Source organism: Pseudomonas sp. TS_SC_3 (genome assembly GCF_056156225.1).
The window spans coordinates 1,850,061-1,863,626 of record NZ_CM149586.1; the positions used below are offsets into that span (position 1 = coordinate 1,850,061).

The 13,566-nt window shown below is 57.1% G+C and carries 13 protein-coding genes, 1 tRNA gene and 1 pseudogene; 6 read left to right on the forward strand and 9 right to left on the reverse strand.

Annotated elements, in window-relative coordinates:
* Positions 1–18: 18 nt before the first annotated feature.
* The 3 genes from benB to AC0J6G_RS08915 all read right to left on the reverse strand — a co-directional run bounded on the left by benB (position 19) and on the right by AC0J6G_RS08915 (position 3,084).
* Positions 19–507: a benzoate 1,2-dioxygenase small subunit gene (gene benB / locus AC0J6G_RS08905; protein WP_475253229.1), complete on the reverse strand. Its 489-nt coding sequence runs from the start codon at positions 505–507 to the stop codon at positions 19–21.
* On the reverse strand, positions 508–1,869 hold the full coding sequence (gene benA / locus AC0J6G_RS08910; RefSeq protein WP_475253231.1) for a benzoate 1,2-dioxygenase large subunit: 1,362 nt from the start codon (positions 1,867–1,869) through the stop codon (positions 508–510). It abuts the gene before it with no gap.
* Positions 1,870–2,127: 258 nt separating this feature from the next.
* Positions 2,128–3,084: an AraC family transcriptional regulator gene (locus tag AC0J6G_RS08915; RefSeq protein WP_475253233.1), complete on the reverse strand. Its 957-nt coding sequence runs from the start codon at positions 3,082–3,084 to the stop codon at positions 2,128–2,130.
* 556 nt (positions 3,085–3,640) lie between these two features.
* On the opposite strand from AC0J6G_RS08915, the gene AC0J6G_RS08920 reads away from it, so the two are divergent.
* The 3 genes and pseudogenes from AC0J6G_RS08920 to AC0J6G_RS08930 all read left to right on the forward strand — a co-directional run.
* Positions 3,641–4,471, forward strand: a complete 831-nt coding sequence (locus AC0J6G_RS08920) for a motility protein A (protein WP_475253235.1) — start codon at positions 3,641–3,643, stop codon at positions 4,469–4,471.
* Entirely contained in the window at positions 4,452–5,234 is a 783-nt protein-coding gene (locus AC0J6G_RS08925; RefSeq protein WP_475253237.1) for an OmpA/MotB family protein, read from the forward strand. The genes AC0J6G_RS08920 and AC0J6G_RS08925 overlap by 20 nt, the downstream gene beginning before the upstream one ends.
* Before the next feature lie 82 nt (positions 5,235–5,316).
* Positions 5,317–5,958: pseudogene (locus tag AC0J6G_RS08930) on the forward strand (phage integrase); the annotation flags it as partial.
* Between the two features lie 52 nt (positions 5,959–6,010).
* On the opposite strand, the gene AC0J6G_RS08935 reads toward AC0J6G_RS08930, so the two are convergent.
* The 4 genes from AC0J6G_RS08935 to dapA all read right to left on the reverse strand — a co-directional run bounded on the left by AC0J6G_RS08935 (position 6,011) and on the right by dapA (position 9,266).
* Positions 6,011–6,100, reverse strand: a tRNA-Ser gene (locus AC0J6G_RS08935).
* A 194-nt stretch (positions 6,101–6,294) separates the two neighbouring features.
* Complete coding sequence (locus tag AC0J6G_RS08940) at positions 6,295–7,164, reverse strand: phosphoribosylaminoimidazolesuccinocarboxamide synthase (protein ID WP_475253239.1); 870 nt, start codon at positions 7,162–7,164, stop codon at positions 6,295–6,297.
* An 87-nt stretch (positions 7,165–7,251) separates the two neighbouring features.
* Positions 7,252–8,370, reverse strand: a complete 1,119-nt coding sequence (bamC, locus tag AC0J6G_RS08945; RefSeq protein WP_475253241.1) for an outer membrane protein assembly factor BamC — start codon at positions 8,368–8,370, stop codon at positions 7,252–7,254.
* A 17-nt stretch (positions 8,371–8,387) separates the two neighbouring features.
* A complete protein-coding gene (gene dapA, locus AC0J6G_RS08950) occupies positions 8,388–9,266 on the reverse strand; it encodes a 4-hydroxy-tetrahydrodipicolinate synthase (RefSeq protein WP_475253243.1) in 879 nt (292 codons plus the stop codon).
* 228 nt (positions 9,267–9,494) lie between these two features.
* On the opposite strand from dapA, the gene AC0J6G_RS08955 reads away from it, so the two are divergent.
* Together AC0J6G_RS08955 and AC0J6G_RS08960 are read left to right on the forward strand one after the other, a co-directional pair.
* The gene (locus AC0J6G_RS08955) at positions 9,495–10,052 is read left to right on the forward strand and encodes a glycine cleavage system transcriptional repressor (protein ID WP_475253245.1); all 558 of its coding nucleotides are present in this window, start codon (positions 9,495–9,497) and stop codon (positions 10,050–10,052) included.
* A gap of 11 nt (positions 10,053–10,063) precedes the next feature.
* Positions 10,064–10,537, forward strand: coding sequence for a peroxiredoxin (locus tag AC0J6G_RS08960; protein ID WP_475253247.1), 474 nt, complete (start codon positions 10,064–10,066; stop codon positions 10,535–10,537).
* A gap of 52 nt (positions 10,538–10,589) precedes the next feature.
* Here the strand turns inward: AC0J6G_RS08960 and AC0J6G_RS08965 are convergent, their stop codons facing one another.
* Both AC0J6G_RS08965 and AC0J6G_RS08970 read right to left on the reverse strand, forming a co-directional pair.
* The gene (locus AC0J6G_RS08965; RefSeq protein WP_475253249.1) at positions 10,590–11,654 is read right to left on the reverse strand and encodes an AI-2E family transporter; all 1,065 of its coding nucleotides are present in this window, start codon (positions 11,652–11,654) and stop codon (positions 10,590–10,592) included.
* A 69-nt stretch (positions 11,655–11,723) separates the two neighbouring features.
* On the reverse strand, positions 11,724–11,975 hold the full coding sequence (locus tag AC0J6G_RS08970; RefSeq protein ID WP_475253251.1) for a sulfurtransferase TusA family protein: 252 nt from the start codon (positions 11,973–11,975) through the stop codon (positions 11,724–11,726).
* Positions 11,976–12,081: 106 nt separating this feature from the next.
* Here AC0J6G_RS08970 and AC0J6G_RS08975 point away from each other — a divergent pair, with 106 nt between their 5' ends.
* The gene (locus AC0J6G_RS08975; protein ID WP_475253253.1) at positions 12,082–13,515 is read left to right on the forward strand and encodes a M48 family metalloprotease; all 1,434 of its coding nucleotides are present in this window, start codon (positions 12,082–12,084) and stop codon (positions 13,513–13,515) included.
* Positions 13,516–13,566 lie beyond the last annotated feature (51 nt).

Genomic DNA, 13,566 nt, shown 5'->3' on the forward strand with positions numbered 1-13,566 from the left:
ACTGGCTACGGGCCGTATTCAGAGGTGATACACGTCGATGACCTGACGCACATAGTCGTTCTTCAGAACCACCTTCTTGGCCTTGATCAGCGGAGTCGGTCCGCTGGTGTCGAGGGTGTAGAAGCTGGTGCCGTAGAAGTGATCAACGACCTTGTAACGAAAGCTCATGGTGTGCCAGTTGAAGCGCAGCTTGCACAGGCCGTCAGCGTTTTCGATGAGCTCGATATTGCTGATGTTGTGCGAGGTGCGGGTATCCGGGATGGTCGCGCTGGAGCGCTCAGTTCGGATGCGGAACACGCGGTCTTCCAACCCGCTGCGGTTGCCGTACCAGATCAGCGATATCTCGGTCTGCGGGTTTTCCACCAACTGGTCGCGGTCGTCCCAGGCTGGCATCCAGAAAGTCGCGTCACAGGCATACAACGCCAGCCACTCATCCCACTGTTTGTCATCCAAGTAGCGCGCTTCACGGTAGAGGAAGTCACGAGCGGCTTCGTATGTCAGGCTCATTTACGCGCCCTCCACGTGAATCAGTTGGTCTTGCTGTTCCTGCAGGGCCCTGATCATCTGCTGTTGCCAGTAGTGATGCTGCAGCACGAACAGGCCTTCATCCTCGGTGCGTACGCCGCTCATCAGCGGATGCAGATCGATTTCCTTGGCTGCTTCATCTGCGCCATCCACCCAGTGCTCAGCACCGCGCGACATGTCATTCCATTCCATGGCGCGGCCGGCAAAGCCTTGCTGGCAGGCACGGAACTCTTCCAGATCATCGGGGGTGGCCATACCGGAGACATTGAAGAAGTCTTCGTACTGACGGATCCGGCGACTACGAGCCTCAGCGCACTCGCCTTTCGGCGCGATGCAGTAAATGGTCACTTCGGTCTTGTCCACCGACAGCGGCCGAGCGATGCGCAGCTGCGAGCCGAACTGATCCATCAGGTACAGGTTCGGGTACAGGCAGAGGTTGCGTGAGTTACCGATCATCCAGTCGGCACGCGCCTCACCGAACTCGCCGGCCAAGCGCTCACGCTCGGCGAACATAGGGCGATCTTCCGGATTGTCCCAGCGGGTCCAGAGCAGTAAGTGGCCGTTCTCAAAGGAGTAGAAACCACCGCCCTTCTTGCCCCAGCCACCGGCACTCATGGCACGGATATCGTCACCCGCTTCTTTCAGCTTGCGCTGCTGCTGGGTGGCGGCGTAGTTCCAGTGCACAGCGGTGACGTGGTAGCCGTCAGCACCGTTCTCGGCCTGCAGCTTCCAGTTACCTTCGTAGACATAGGTGCTAGAGCCGCGCAGCACTTCCAGGCCTTCAGCGGACTGGTCGACGATCATGTCGATGATCTTCTTCGACTCACCCAAGAAGTCTTCTAACGGAGCGACGTCTTCACGCAAGCTGCCGAACAAGAAGCCGCGGTAGGACTCGAAGCGCGCGACCTTTTTCAGGTCATGCGAACCGTCGCAATCGAAGCTGTCTGGGTAGCCCGCTTCCTTGGGGTCCTTAACCTTGAGCAGCTTGCCCGAGTTGTTAAAGGTCCAGCCATGGAACGGGCAGGTGTAGGTCGCTTTATTGCCGCTTTTGAAACGGCAGAGCATGGCACCACGATGACTGCAGGCGTTGATAAAGGCATTCAACACCCCCTCCTTGTTGCGCGCGATAAAGGTCGGCTGACGCCCCATGTGGGTGGTGTAGTAATCGTTGTTCTCGGGTATCTGGCTTTCATGGGCCAGATACAACCAGTTGCCCTCGAAGATGTGCTGCATCTCCAAATCGAACAGACGCGGGTCGGTGAACATCTCACGCTTGCAGCGGAAAATGCCCTTGTCTTTATCTTCTTGCAGCAGGCCGTTCAGGTAGTCGAGTCCCAGGTTCATCGCCATGGCTCCGTTGTTATTGTTTCAACGGTATGAAGGCTATGGCGTAGGACTGTTCGACAATATCCGCTTTATACAGAACCTTTATCCGTTTTCTGCAATGAGCCAAACGGTCGGTCACGATCGCGGCAGTCAGGGGATACGTTGACTGAGGGAGTAGCGGACATTCAGCCGCCCCAGAACAGGCCGGCTAGAGCGTTACACAGATAAAAAACCGGGGGCGATGCACTGCAACAGCCTCAGCATCAACGCAGATGATTACGTCTCGCGGCGACGCAAGGTTTCGGAGGGTAACTCGCCAAAAGCACTCTTATAGCTTTCCGAAAAGCGCCCAAGGTGAAGAAAACCGTAATCCAGCGCCACCTCGGTGATGTTGCGCACCCGTGAGGCTGGATCGCTCAAGCTGGAATGGATTTGCTCGAGCTTCTTCTGCCGAATAAAGCTCTTCGGCGTGGTGCCGGTGTTCCGTTCAAACAGTGCATACAGCGAACGCGGGCTGCTATGGGCCAACTGCGCAAGCTGCTCAACGCTGATGTCCTGCTTCAGATTTTCCTCTATGAACTGCAGGATACGCTCGAAGCTGGCGGCGCCCTGCTCCGGCACCATTCGGCTGACGTTGTTATCCAGTAACGTCAGCAGCTTGGTGGCGATGATCCGGGCGTACTGCTCCTGAACCTGCTGTACGGTCTGCGCACTCTCTGCCTCACTGCAAACCAACTGCAGCAAGCCGGTAAAGCCTTCTAGTTGTTGCAGACTATGCCGCGCCGCGAAGCGGATGCCTGCCTCAGGCCGCTGCCACTGACTGTCGCGACAGGTCTTGTCGAGCAGAGCAGATGGCAATTTGACAATGAACTTCTCACAGTCGTCTGAATAGGTCAGGTCGACAGGGTCTTCCGGATTTATCAGCAGCAGCTCACCGGGACTGAACTGGTGCTCCTCACCGTGTCCGCGCCACAGGCAATGGCCGCGCAGCAGTACCTGCAGGTGATAGATGGTTTCCAACGCTGGCGAAGTGACCCTTACGCTGCCGCCATAGCAGATACGGCAAAGATCCAAACTGGCAAACTTACGATGATTGAGCGACGCCTCAGGCTGCCCAATTTTTGGCAAACGGATACCGTGCACACCAACGTGCTGGTTAACATAATCAGACACCGCGTAGGGGTCTGCACGGTCGAACACGCAACTCGTATCGCTGAGCAGGCAGCTGTTCATGATCAAGGCACTCGGTTTCTATTTATTTTTATGTCACTACATAGAATTGCAGTGCGGTGTTTCTTCAGGCTACTGGTTAGTCTAAGCCAAGCATTCCGGTGATCAGCACCAGAGAGATGAACGGTCAAGACGTGAGGCATCATCGATATACACAGCTATGCAGGTCACATTAAGCGGAGCTGGGTATATAACTCAATTCAACCTTCAGCCAAGTGTGCGGTTATCGCACGCAGTTCTCGACACACGGTACGTACTCACCTGGTTCAGGGCCGGAGCACGCGCAATGGCACATATACTGATCATGACGGGCATCATCCCCGGCCTAATCCGGCTACAAAAGCCAGTAAAGGCCAAAGTGCTGGTCGAGAAAAAACCAGACCTGTATCCAGCATTTTTGCTCACAACAAAACGTCGGTAGAAAGCCTCCCGCGCAGTGTTCCTTCAACGGATCAAGGCAAAGCGCTCTAGGTAGTTTGGCTACTATCTATTCTGATACACCTGTCACTAGACTGATTACTATGGCCACCTTGTTTCCATAGTTCCGTACGGAGTTTGCATGAACCCCTCCACGCTTATTGGCATGCTTTCGGGCATTCTGCTACTCGCGACTGTTCTGATTTTCTCTACGGAAGATCCATCGCTTTTTCTCAATCTACCTGGCTTAGGCATTGTGTTGTTTGGAACACTGGCGGCCACCTTTATCAGCTACCCATTGCGCGAAGTCGTGCGCATCTTCAGCTTGCTTGCGACAGTTATGCGCAACGAACGCCTCTATGCAAAAAACGACATTGAGGAGCTCATCAAGCTTTACCGCATCTGGATGTCTGGTGATCTGAAAGCAGTCGAAAACGCGTTGGAACAAGTGGCCAATCCATTCCTTAAGACCGGTGTGCAGTTGGTAGTGGACATGACGCCTGAGGAGGACGTGATGGACTTACTGCAATGGCGAATCGCGCGTCTTCGTGCAAGAGAGCACGCCGAAGCACAGCTTTTTAGAATTATGGCGGGCTATGCACCGGCATTCGGCATGGTCGGTACGCTGGTCGGCCTGGTTAATTTGATGTTCCTGCTGGGCGACGGTGATATCACCAGCATCGGCCAACAAATGGCGATTGCTCTGATTACGACGTTCTATGGTGTGTTGCTCGCCAACCTCATATTCAAACCGGTAGCAGTCAAATTAGAGCGCCGCACAGAAGACCGGGTCGTGCTGATGAACACGATCATGCAGGGAATTTCGATGATGAATCGTAAGTGCAGTCCGGCCCTGATGCGCGAAATGCTTAAATCGTTCATGGCCCACTATCAGGACGAAATCAACGACGGCAGCAAAGGAAAGTCCGGTCTGCATAATGATGAGGCGCAAAATGACCGACGCCCACGGTGAGGATGAATTACAGCGCAGGAAACTGCTTGAAAAGCAGCTGAGCCTTCTTCAGCTAGAACTGCAGCGCGCAAAGCGCTCCAACGACATCAGTCGGCATCGACTGCGGCGTCAACAGGCCACACATGCCATTTATGAAAACAGTGAGGAAGAAGGCTGGTTAACCGTTTACCTCGATCTGCTCACCCTGATGCTGGTGTTGCTCGTTGTGATGCTGACGTTTGCAGGTAACAACCACGAATCAAAGCCCGCAAGCCCAATGGCCAGCCTGTTGAGCGACCGCCCTGACCCGCTGCAGGTGCTAACACCTCCGATTCCGGCGCCTATCGAAACTACGCCGCAAGCTGACCCATTGTCAGGTCTTGATACAAGCGCTCTGGGCGATGACATTGAGGTCATTGTTAACGAGCAAAGCGTGAGCTTTCGCATCAGCAGTGAAATCATTTTTGCGCCTGGCCAAGCGGATTTGAGCCTTGAAGGCTTGGCAGTATTGCGCAAACTGCTGCCCGTTCTTCGCCAGGGTGAGCATCGCATCACCATTGTCGGACATACCGATAACGTGCCTATTCGCAGTTTACGATACCCCTCCAACTGGGAACTGTCCGGTGCGCGAGCAGGTAGCGTGGTTCGCTATCTAGAAGCCAACAGCATACCCAACCAGCGGCTGAGTGCTGTCGGTTACGCAGACACGCGCCCATTGACCACAAATGACACCGTCGAAGGACGAGCGAGTAATCGCCGTGTGGAGCTGATCCTTGAAAAATAGGAATTTTAATAACCACGTAAATACTTTGAGTTTCCGCAACTCGCATTACCGCTCGATATCACTTAAGCGGTAAACAGAACCCCGCCTTGGCTACCTGCGCTCCGTGTTCAACGTCCTGCATCAGCTGGGTGAAATTGATTATGCAAACCCACTAGCCCGTGTGCGCCCTCTTCGCCTGCAAGAAAAAGAACTCTCGTATCTAACTAGCGATCAGGTCATCCAACTGTTTCAGGCCATCCACGATCGATGCAAGACGCCCCACGTCGCCATGGTTGCGGCTATTTGCTTGGCTACTGGTGCCCGCTGGGGAGAGGCACAGGCACTAACACCGGACAGGGTCAGAGGTGGCTTGGTGACATTCATCAACACCAAGGGCAAGCGAGTGCGGGCAATCCCGATAGACCCCGAGCTAGAAGCCCGTATTCACGGCCACTTCAAACGTCACGGCGTATTCAGCAATTGCCTGAACAGTTTTGATAAGACCCTTGGTGCATCAAAGATACCTGTGCCGGCTGGCCAGTCATCCCATGTACTCCGTCATACCTTCGCCAGTCGCTTCGTTATGAATGGCGGAAACATCCTGACCTTGCAGAAAATCCTAGGCCACACCTCTTTGGCTATGACCATGCGCTATGCGCACTTGGCACCGGATCACCTGCAGGACGCTGTTAGGTTTGGGCCGGTATCGGATTTTCGACACTTCTTCGACACTTGGCCTGACTGAAACGAAAAAGCCCCCGAAACTCTATGAATTTCAGGGGCTTACGTATTGCATATGGCGGGAAGATAGGGATTTGAACCCTAGGTACCATCGCTGATACAACGGATTTCGAATCCGTCCCGTTCGGCCACTCCGGCATCTTCCCGTGGCGGCGCGCATGATAACAGCTGAAGTGCGTTTGGCGAACCCCAGTTTTGAAGTTTTTCACATACTTTCAGATGCTTGCGATCAAAGGTGGTGACAGCACCGAAATCTGGCTGGTGGGAGGCTAAACAGTCGCCCACAAAAAGGGGCGCCGCAGCGCCCCTCTGTATCGCGCTTACACGCGTATTGCGGCGTTTAGACGGTCAGGCGCGTCAGGGCTTCGCGGTATTTGTCGGCGGTTTTCTGCGCGACGTCGGCGGGAACTGCTGGAGCCGGTGGCTCTTTGTTCCAGCCGGTGGATTCCAGCCAGTCACGCACGAACTGTTTGTCGAAGCTTGGCGGGTTTGTGCCTTCTGCATAGCTGTCCGCCGGCCAGAAGCGGCTGGAGTCCGGGGTCAGGGCTTCGTCCATCAGGGTCAGGGTGCCGTCTTCGTCCAGGCCGAATTCGAACTTGGTATCAGCGATGATGATGCCACGCGTGGCAGCATATTCGACAGCTGCGCTGTACAGGGCAATAGAGGTGTCACGCACTTTAGCGGCCAGCTCGGCGCCGATGATGGCTTCGCACTGCTCGAAACTGATGTTCTCGTCGTGGTCGCCCACGGCGGCCTTAGTCGAGGGGGTGAAGATTGGCTGCGGCAGTTTGGCCGCTTCTTTGAGGCCCGCTGGCAGTTGAATGCCGCAGACGGTGCCGCTCTTCTGGTATTCCTTCCAACCGGAGCCGACGATATAGCCGCGCACAATAGCTTCTACCGCCACTGGCTTGAGGCGCTTAGCCACCACTGCACGGCCTTCTACCAACGGCAGCTCGGCAGCCGAGACGACGTCCTCGACCTTGTCGCCAGTGAAGTGGTTGGGCACCAGGTCTTTGAGCTTGTCGAACCAGAAATTGGAGATAGACGTGAGGATCTTGCCCTTTTCCGGGATTGGCTCGTTGAGGATCACGTCGAATGCAGAAAGACGGTCAGTGGCGACCATCAGCATGCGTTTGTCGTCGATCTCGTAAAGATCACGGACTTTACCCGAATAGATTTTCTTCAGGCTCAGGGTGGTGGCTGTGCTCATGTCGGAATTTCCGCCTTTGGTAAACAAAACAGGCGAAACCCGCTGGGTTTCGCCTATTGAAAGTGCCGGTGCAGCAGTTGCCTGCTGTCAGCCAAGGTTTTCCTGGATCAGGTCCAGCACCTTGCGCGCCAAGTCGGCGGGGGCAATGGTGTTGAGGTCTTTTTCCACGGTGACCTGCACGCTGTCGCCAACCGCAGTCAGGCGCACCTGATAGCGCTCGGCGCGAGCGTCGACCTCTTCCTTGCTCGGCTCGCTGCCAAATACGCTACCGAAGAAGCCAGGCTTGTCGTCCGGCTTTTGCGCACGCTCGGCCAGGTTGATGTAATACACGCCCAAGCTGCGGTTGATGTCATCGATGCGCACATCAGCCATTTCAAGCGAGCGACCCACGCCGGACCAGGCGCGGTCGAAATCAGCCCCCAGGCTCAGCACCGGGTTGCCGTTGCCGTCTTCGGACAGGCTGACGCGGTTCGGTGCATCGTAATCGCGGGCCGCCAGTAAGGAGACTGAACCGCCCTGCTCGGCGCTGCGCGCCAGCGTCACGAGCATTTCATCGAGCAGCGCAGCATCCAGGCTGGTGTTGCTGCTGCGGTTGGTGAATGCAACATCAGCCGTGCTGCCGGCTGGACGCTCGGCACTGACCACAAAGATCTCACTGGTGTTGCGCTGCACACCCGGCTCGATACGCACCCGCACGCGGGTTTCGGCATCCGCAGGCACACCGGATACGCGCCTGGTCAAACGACGGGCCATGGACTCAGGCAGAGCATCAAATCGCTGCCAGGCGGTGCTGAACTCACCGGTTTGCGGACGTTCTTCAGCAATCTCAAAGCCATTATCAGTAAAGAACTGACGCGCTACCGGCCAAACTTCAGCAGGTACGCGCTGCGCCACTACCCAGCGAGACTCACCGCTCTTTTGCAGGCTGAAATCACTGGCGTCAGCAGCCAACGCGAGGGACTGTGGGCGCGGCACGGTAAACTCGCCGGTATCAGTGGTGGTCGCTACCTGCTGCGGCACGGGCAGCAGCGGGTCAATACGTTTAGCCTCAACGTTCGGCGGGAGTTGCATCGTGGCCGTCTGACGGGCTTCGAGGTAGTCACTGCCGCGGTCACGGAAATAGCCGTTTTCGCCATAAATCCAGCCACAACCGCTGGTGCTCGCAATTATCAGGGCCAGGGCGGAGAGTCCGGTGAGTCGCTTCATGCGTCGTAATTCCTCAATTAAACCAATACGCCGGACTGGCGCATGGCCTGACGCAGCGGTTCATGACAACGCGGGCTGAGCCAAGTCAATGGCAGTCGGATACCGTCCGGCATCAAACCCATTTCATGCAGCGCCCACTTCACCGGGATCGGGTTGGATTCGATAAACAGTGCCTTGTGCAGCGGCATCAGGCGGTCGTTGATCGCGCGGGCAATGGCTGCTTCACCGCGCATGGCCGCAGCACACAGGTCGCTCATGGCGCGCGGGGCAACGTTGGCGGTTACCGAGATATTGCCCTTACCGCCCATCAGCATCAGCTCGACGGCGGTGGCGTCATCACCGGAGTAAACCAGGAAGTCCTTGCTCACGCGGTCCAGTACTTCCTGGCCGCGCTGCAGGTCACCAGTGGCTTCTTTGATGCCAATGATGTTGTCGATCTTGGCCAAGCGCTCAACCGTTTCCGGCAGCATGTCGCAGACCGTACGGCCTGGCACGTTGTAGAGGATCTGCGGGATGGCCACCGATTCGGCGATGTGGCGAAAATGCAGGTACAAGCCTTCCTGAGTCGGCTTGTTGTAGTACGGGGTGACCAGCAGGCAGGCGTCAGCGCCGACATCTTTGGCAGCGCGGGTCAGCTCGACCGATTCACGGGTGGAGTTACCACCGGTGCCGGCGATGACCGGAATGCGCCCGGCCACCTGATCGACGATGCGCTTGATCACTTCGATGTGCTCAGGCACCTCGAGGGTCGCTGACTCACCGGTGGTGCCGACCGCAACGATGGCGTTGGTGCCCTCTTGCAGGTGGAAGTCCACCAGTTTGCTCAGGCTGTCCCAATCAAGACCACCTTGCGCATCCATGGGCGTAACCAGTGCCACCATACTGCCCGCAATCATGCAACCGCTCCTGCCGAAAAAAGAGAGCCGCAATGGTACTGGTGCCACCAGGCTTGCACAAGCGAAGTACCGAGGCTATGCGCATACAATCTTTAATTGTTCAGACGCGGCACATTCGCACAAAGGTAAGCCCAACCGGCATTCCCCTAGGCGGTGCTTTTCGCTACCCTTCTGGCTTTGATCGGCACCGTGCAAGCGGGCCGACCGCTCATCGTTTAGGAAGGCTGCATGTCCACCCCCCTAGTTCGCGAACAATTCCTGCTTATCAGCGCACTTGGCCCCAACGCCATGGAACTGACCAATGTGCTCTGCCGTACCAGCCATGAGAACCGTTGCGCCGTGGTCAGCACCCGCCTGAGCCGGCATGGCGAGTACAGCGCACTGGTGTTGCAGATTTCCGGCAGCTGGGATGCCTTGGCACGCCTGGAGTCGAGCCTACCGGCGCTGGCAAAAAAGCACAGCTTCTCAGTCAATGTGATTCGCAGCGCCGCATCGGAAAGCCGCCCGCAAGCCCTGCCATACGTGGCGTATGTCAGCTCGGCCTACCGCCCGGACATCCTTAATGAGCTGTGCCAGTTCTTCCTCGACCACCACGTCGAGCTGGAGAACCTCACCTGCGACACCTATCAGGCGCCGCAGACTGGCGGCACCATGCTTAACGCCACACTGACCGTAACCCTGCCAGCCGGCACACAGATCAGCTGGCTACGTGATCAGTTCCTCGACTTTGCCGACGCCTTGAACCTGGACGCCCTGATCGAACCTTGGCGCCCACAGACCCCGTAAAGGAGCACGTTATGGCCGTAGCACTCGATACCCCGGTTGCAGATTTTCAGGCGCAGGCTACTGGCGGCCAGACCGTCCAGCTGTCCGCTCTCAAGGGCCAGCAAGTAGTGCTCTACTTCTACCCGAAGGACAGCACCCCGGGCTGTACGACTGAAGGACAGGATTTTCGTGATCAATACCCAGCGTTCCAGGCGGCCAATACGGTGGTGTTTGGCGTGTCCAGAGACGGTTTGAAATCCCACGAAAACTTCAAGTGCAAACAAGAATTCCCCTTCGAGCTGATCTCCGACAAGGATGAAGCCGTCTGCCAGCTGTTCGATGTGATCAAGTTGAAGAAGCTGTATGGCAAGGAATACCTGGGCGTCGACCGCAGCACCTTCCTCATCGATAAAGACGGCGTACTGCGCCAGGAATGGCGTGGCGTGAAAGTACCAGGGCATGTAGATGCGGTATTGGCCGCCGCCCAGGCGCTGAATAAAGCCTGAAACATTCACATTAAAAAGCCGGTCATTTGACCGGCTTTTTAATGTCTGCAGATTAATCCGCCGCCACCTGTTCGCTGCGCGGCCAGGCGTCGATCACCGCCTTGAACAGCGTAGCCAGCGGAATCGCGAAGAATACGCCCCAGAAGCCCCACATGCCGCCAAACAGCAGCACCGCGCAGATAATCGCCACCGGGTGCAGGTTGACCGCCTCGGAAAACAACAGCGGCACCAAGACGTTGCCATCCAGCGCCTGGATGATTCCGTAGATCACCATCAGGTAGAAAAACTGGTCGCTCCAGCCCCACTGGAACAGGCCGATCAGCGCCACCGGCACCGTCACCACCACCGCGCCGATATAGGGCACCACCACCGACAAGCCGACCAACAACGCCAGCAGCGCGGCGTAGTTGAGCCCTAGGTAAGCGAAAGCGATATAGCTGACTACGCCAACGATGAGGATCTCGATGAACTTGCCACGGATGTAGTTGGCGATTTGTTGATTCATCTCCTGCGCTACTTGGGTAATCAGCGCGCGCTCGCGCGGCAGGTAGCCGCGAAACCAGCGACCGATCAGCTCGCGGTCTTTAAGGAAGAAAAACACCAGAATCGGCACCAACACCAGGTAGATCATGATCGCGACCAGCATCGGCAGGCTGGACAGAGAAAGCGACAGCGCCCACTGACCGAATTTTCCCGCTTCGCCGCGCAAGCCATCAATCAGCTGCACGATCTGCGCATCAGTAATCAGGTTTGGGTAGCGCTCGGGCAGCAGCAGAAATACCGACTGCCACTCTGCCGCCATACGCGGTAGCTCATTGAACAAGGTACTCAGCTGCTGCCAAAGCAGCGGCATCAGCACCAGTAAAAACAGCCCCAACATGCTGACGAACAGGGTGAACACAATCCACACCGCTACCACCTGCGGCAAGCGCAGACGCTCAAAGGCATTCACTAGCCCCTGCATCAAAAACGCCAAAATCAGGCCCGTCAACACCGGAGCCAGCATGCCGCCCAGGTTCAAAATCGCGGCAAAACCAAGCACCAATAGCACCGCAAGCACTACCGCCTGCTCATCGGAAAAGTAGCGATGCAGCCAATCCTGAAACACCTTGAACATCATCACTCCTTAGTGGCCTCGCCCTATTGGGCCCGCCTCACAATCGCTACTGACTCGCGGCAACAAACCCTAAGCCTTGCGTAGCCAATAGCGGTAAACACCCTCGTCGACCTCCTCACGCAGCAGGCTATGCCCGGCCAGGGTTGCGAAGGCGCGGAAGTCGCGCTGCGAGCCAGCATCGGTGGCCTCAACCTTGAGCACTGCACCACTGGCCAGGCGATTGAGTTCGAGCTTGGCCTTAAGCAAAGGGAGTGGGCAATTGAGCCCGCAGGTATCCAGTTGCGCGTCGAAGTCCTCGGCACGCCATTGCAAATCAGTCATTGAGCTACTCCAGTCAGGCCGCAAGAATACCCAAGGCCGCACAACCCTGGCCAGCACAGCCGCCAGCCAGCTACAGTAGCGTCTTTGTTCAACACGAGCTTTGTGCATGAGCCTTCTGCGCCCTACCCTGTTGACGCTTGCCTGCCTGCTGGCAGCCCCCGCCATGGCCAGCGACCTGCCGTCCCTTGGCGACTCCAGTTCTGCCATCGTATCGCCGCAGCAAGAGCATCAGCTCGGGCGTGCTTGGCTGAGCCTGGTACGCGGTCAAGTCAGCCAGCTGGATGACCCTCAACTCAAAGACTTTATCGAAACCAGCGTGTACCGCCTGAGCGAAACCAGCCAGCTGCAAGACCGCCGCTTGGAATTCGTGCTGCTCAACAGTCCACAGATCAACGCCTTTGCCGCGCCGGGCGGGATTGTCGGGGTGAATGGCGGTTTGTTTCTGTACGCACAAACCGAAGCCGAATACGCCTCGGTTATGGCTCACGAACTGGCGCACTTGTCACAACGTCACTTCGCCCGCGGCCTGGAAGCCCAACAGCGTATGCAGCTCCCTGTGATGGCCGGCCTGCTTGCCGGCATTGTGGCCGCAGCAGCCGGGGCTGGTGATGTAGGCATCGCCGCCATCGCCTCAACCCAGGCTGCCGCCATGCAGGAGCAACGGCGCTTCTCCCGGCAAAACGAACAGGAAGCCGACCGCATTGGCTTGGTCAACCTGGAAAAAGCCGGCTTCGACCCGCGCGCCATGCCCAGCATGTTCGAGCGCCTGATGCGCCAGTACCGCTACGACCGCAAGCCGCCGGAATTTCTCCTGACTCACCCGGTGTCCGAATCACGCATCGCCGACACCCGCAACCGTGCCGAACAGTACAAAGCCGAGGGTATTACCGACAGCGTGCGCTACCAGCTGATGCGCGCCCGCGTGCAGTTGACCTACGAAGAAACCCCTGGGGTCGCCGCCAAGCGCTTTCGCAATATGCTCGACGAAAATCCGAAAATGGAAGCAGCCCGTTACGGCTTGGCGATTGCGCAACTCAAAGGCGGCCAATACAAACAAGCACGCGAGTCCCTGCAACCATTGCTTGATGGTGCGCCAAACGATGTGACCTACAACCTGGCGCAGATTGAGTTGGATATGGCCGCCAACCGCCTGGATGACGCGCAAAAACGTGTAACCCGGCTGCTGACCCTCTACCCCAACAACTACCCGGTCAATCAGGCGCATATCGACCTACTGATGAAGCAGGTACGCACCCAGGAAGCCGAGCGCGCGCTCGACGAGATGCTGAAAAGCCGTGGTAAGGACCCGGACGTTTGGTATCAGGTGGCAGAGGTTCGCGGCCTGAGCGGCAACACCATCGGCCTGCACCAAGCCCGCGGTGAGTTCTTTGCGCTAGTTGGGGACTACAACCAGGCCTTAGAACAGCTCGACTTCGCCAAACGTCGCGCCAGCAACAACTTCCAACTGGCTTCGCGCATCGACGCCAGGCAGCGCGAGCTGATGGAAGAGAAACGCATCATCGAACAAATGCTGCGCTAGCGCAGCACAGAAAAGAAAAAGCCAGGCACATGCCTGGCTTTTTTATGCAGC

Bases quoted from the DNA above. Each gene is read 5' to 3' on its own strand.
- AC0J6G_RS08965 (WP_475253249.1), bottom strand. From the start codon at position 11,654: ATGTTCAAGGTGTTTCAGGATTGGCTGCATCGCTACTTTTCCGATGAG.
- dapA (WP_475253243.1), bottom strand. From the start codon at position 9,266: ATGATTGCGGGCAGTATGGTGGCACTGGTTACGCCCATGGATGCGCAA.
- AC0J6G_RS08940 (WP_475253239.1), bottom strand. From the start codon at position 7,164: ATGAGCACAGCCACCACCCTGAGCCTGAAGAAAATCTATTCGGGTAAA.
- benB (WP_475253229.1), bottom strand. From the start codon at position 507: ATGAGCCTGACATACGAAGCCGCTCGTGACTTCCTCTACCGTGAAGCG.
- AC0J6G_RS08920 (WP_475253235.1), top strand. From the start codon at position 3,641: ATGAACCCCTCCACGCTTATTGGCATGCTTTCGGGCATTCTGCTACTC.
- benA (WP_475253231.1), bottom strand. From the start codon at position 1,869: ATGAACCTGGGACTCGACTACCTGAACGGCCTGCTGCAAGAAGATAAA.
- AC0J6G_RS08975 (WP_475253253.1), top strand. From the start codon at position 12,082: ATGAGCCTTCTGCGCCCTACCCTGTTGACGCTTGCCTGCCTGCTGGCA.
- AC0J6G_RS08955 (WP_475253245.1), top strand. From the start codon at position 9,495: ATGTCCACCCCCCTAGTTCGCGAACAATTCCTGCTTATCAGCGCACTT.
- AC0J6G_RS08915 (WP_475253233.1), bottom strand. From the start codon at position 3,084: ATGAACAGCTGCCTGCTCAGCGATACGAGTTGCGTGTTCGACCGTGCA.
- bamC (WP_475253241.1), bottom strand. From the start codon at position 8,370: ATGAAGCGACTCACCGGACTCTCCGCCCTGGCCCTGATAATTGCGAGC.
- AC0J6G_RS08960 (WP_475253247.1), top strand. From the start codon at position 10,064: ATGGCCGTAGCACTCGATACCCCGGTTGCAGATTTTCAGGCGCAGGCT.
- AC0J6G_RS08970 (WP_475253251.1), bottom strand. From the start codon at position 11,975: ATGACTGATTTGCAATGGCGTGCCGAGGACTTCGACGCGCAACTGGAT.
- AC0J6G_RS08925 (WP_475253237.1), top strand. From the start codon at position 4,452: ATGACCGACGCCCACGGTGAGGATGAATTACAGCGCAGGAAACTGCTT.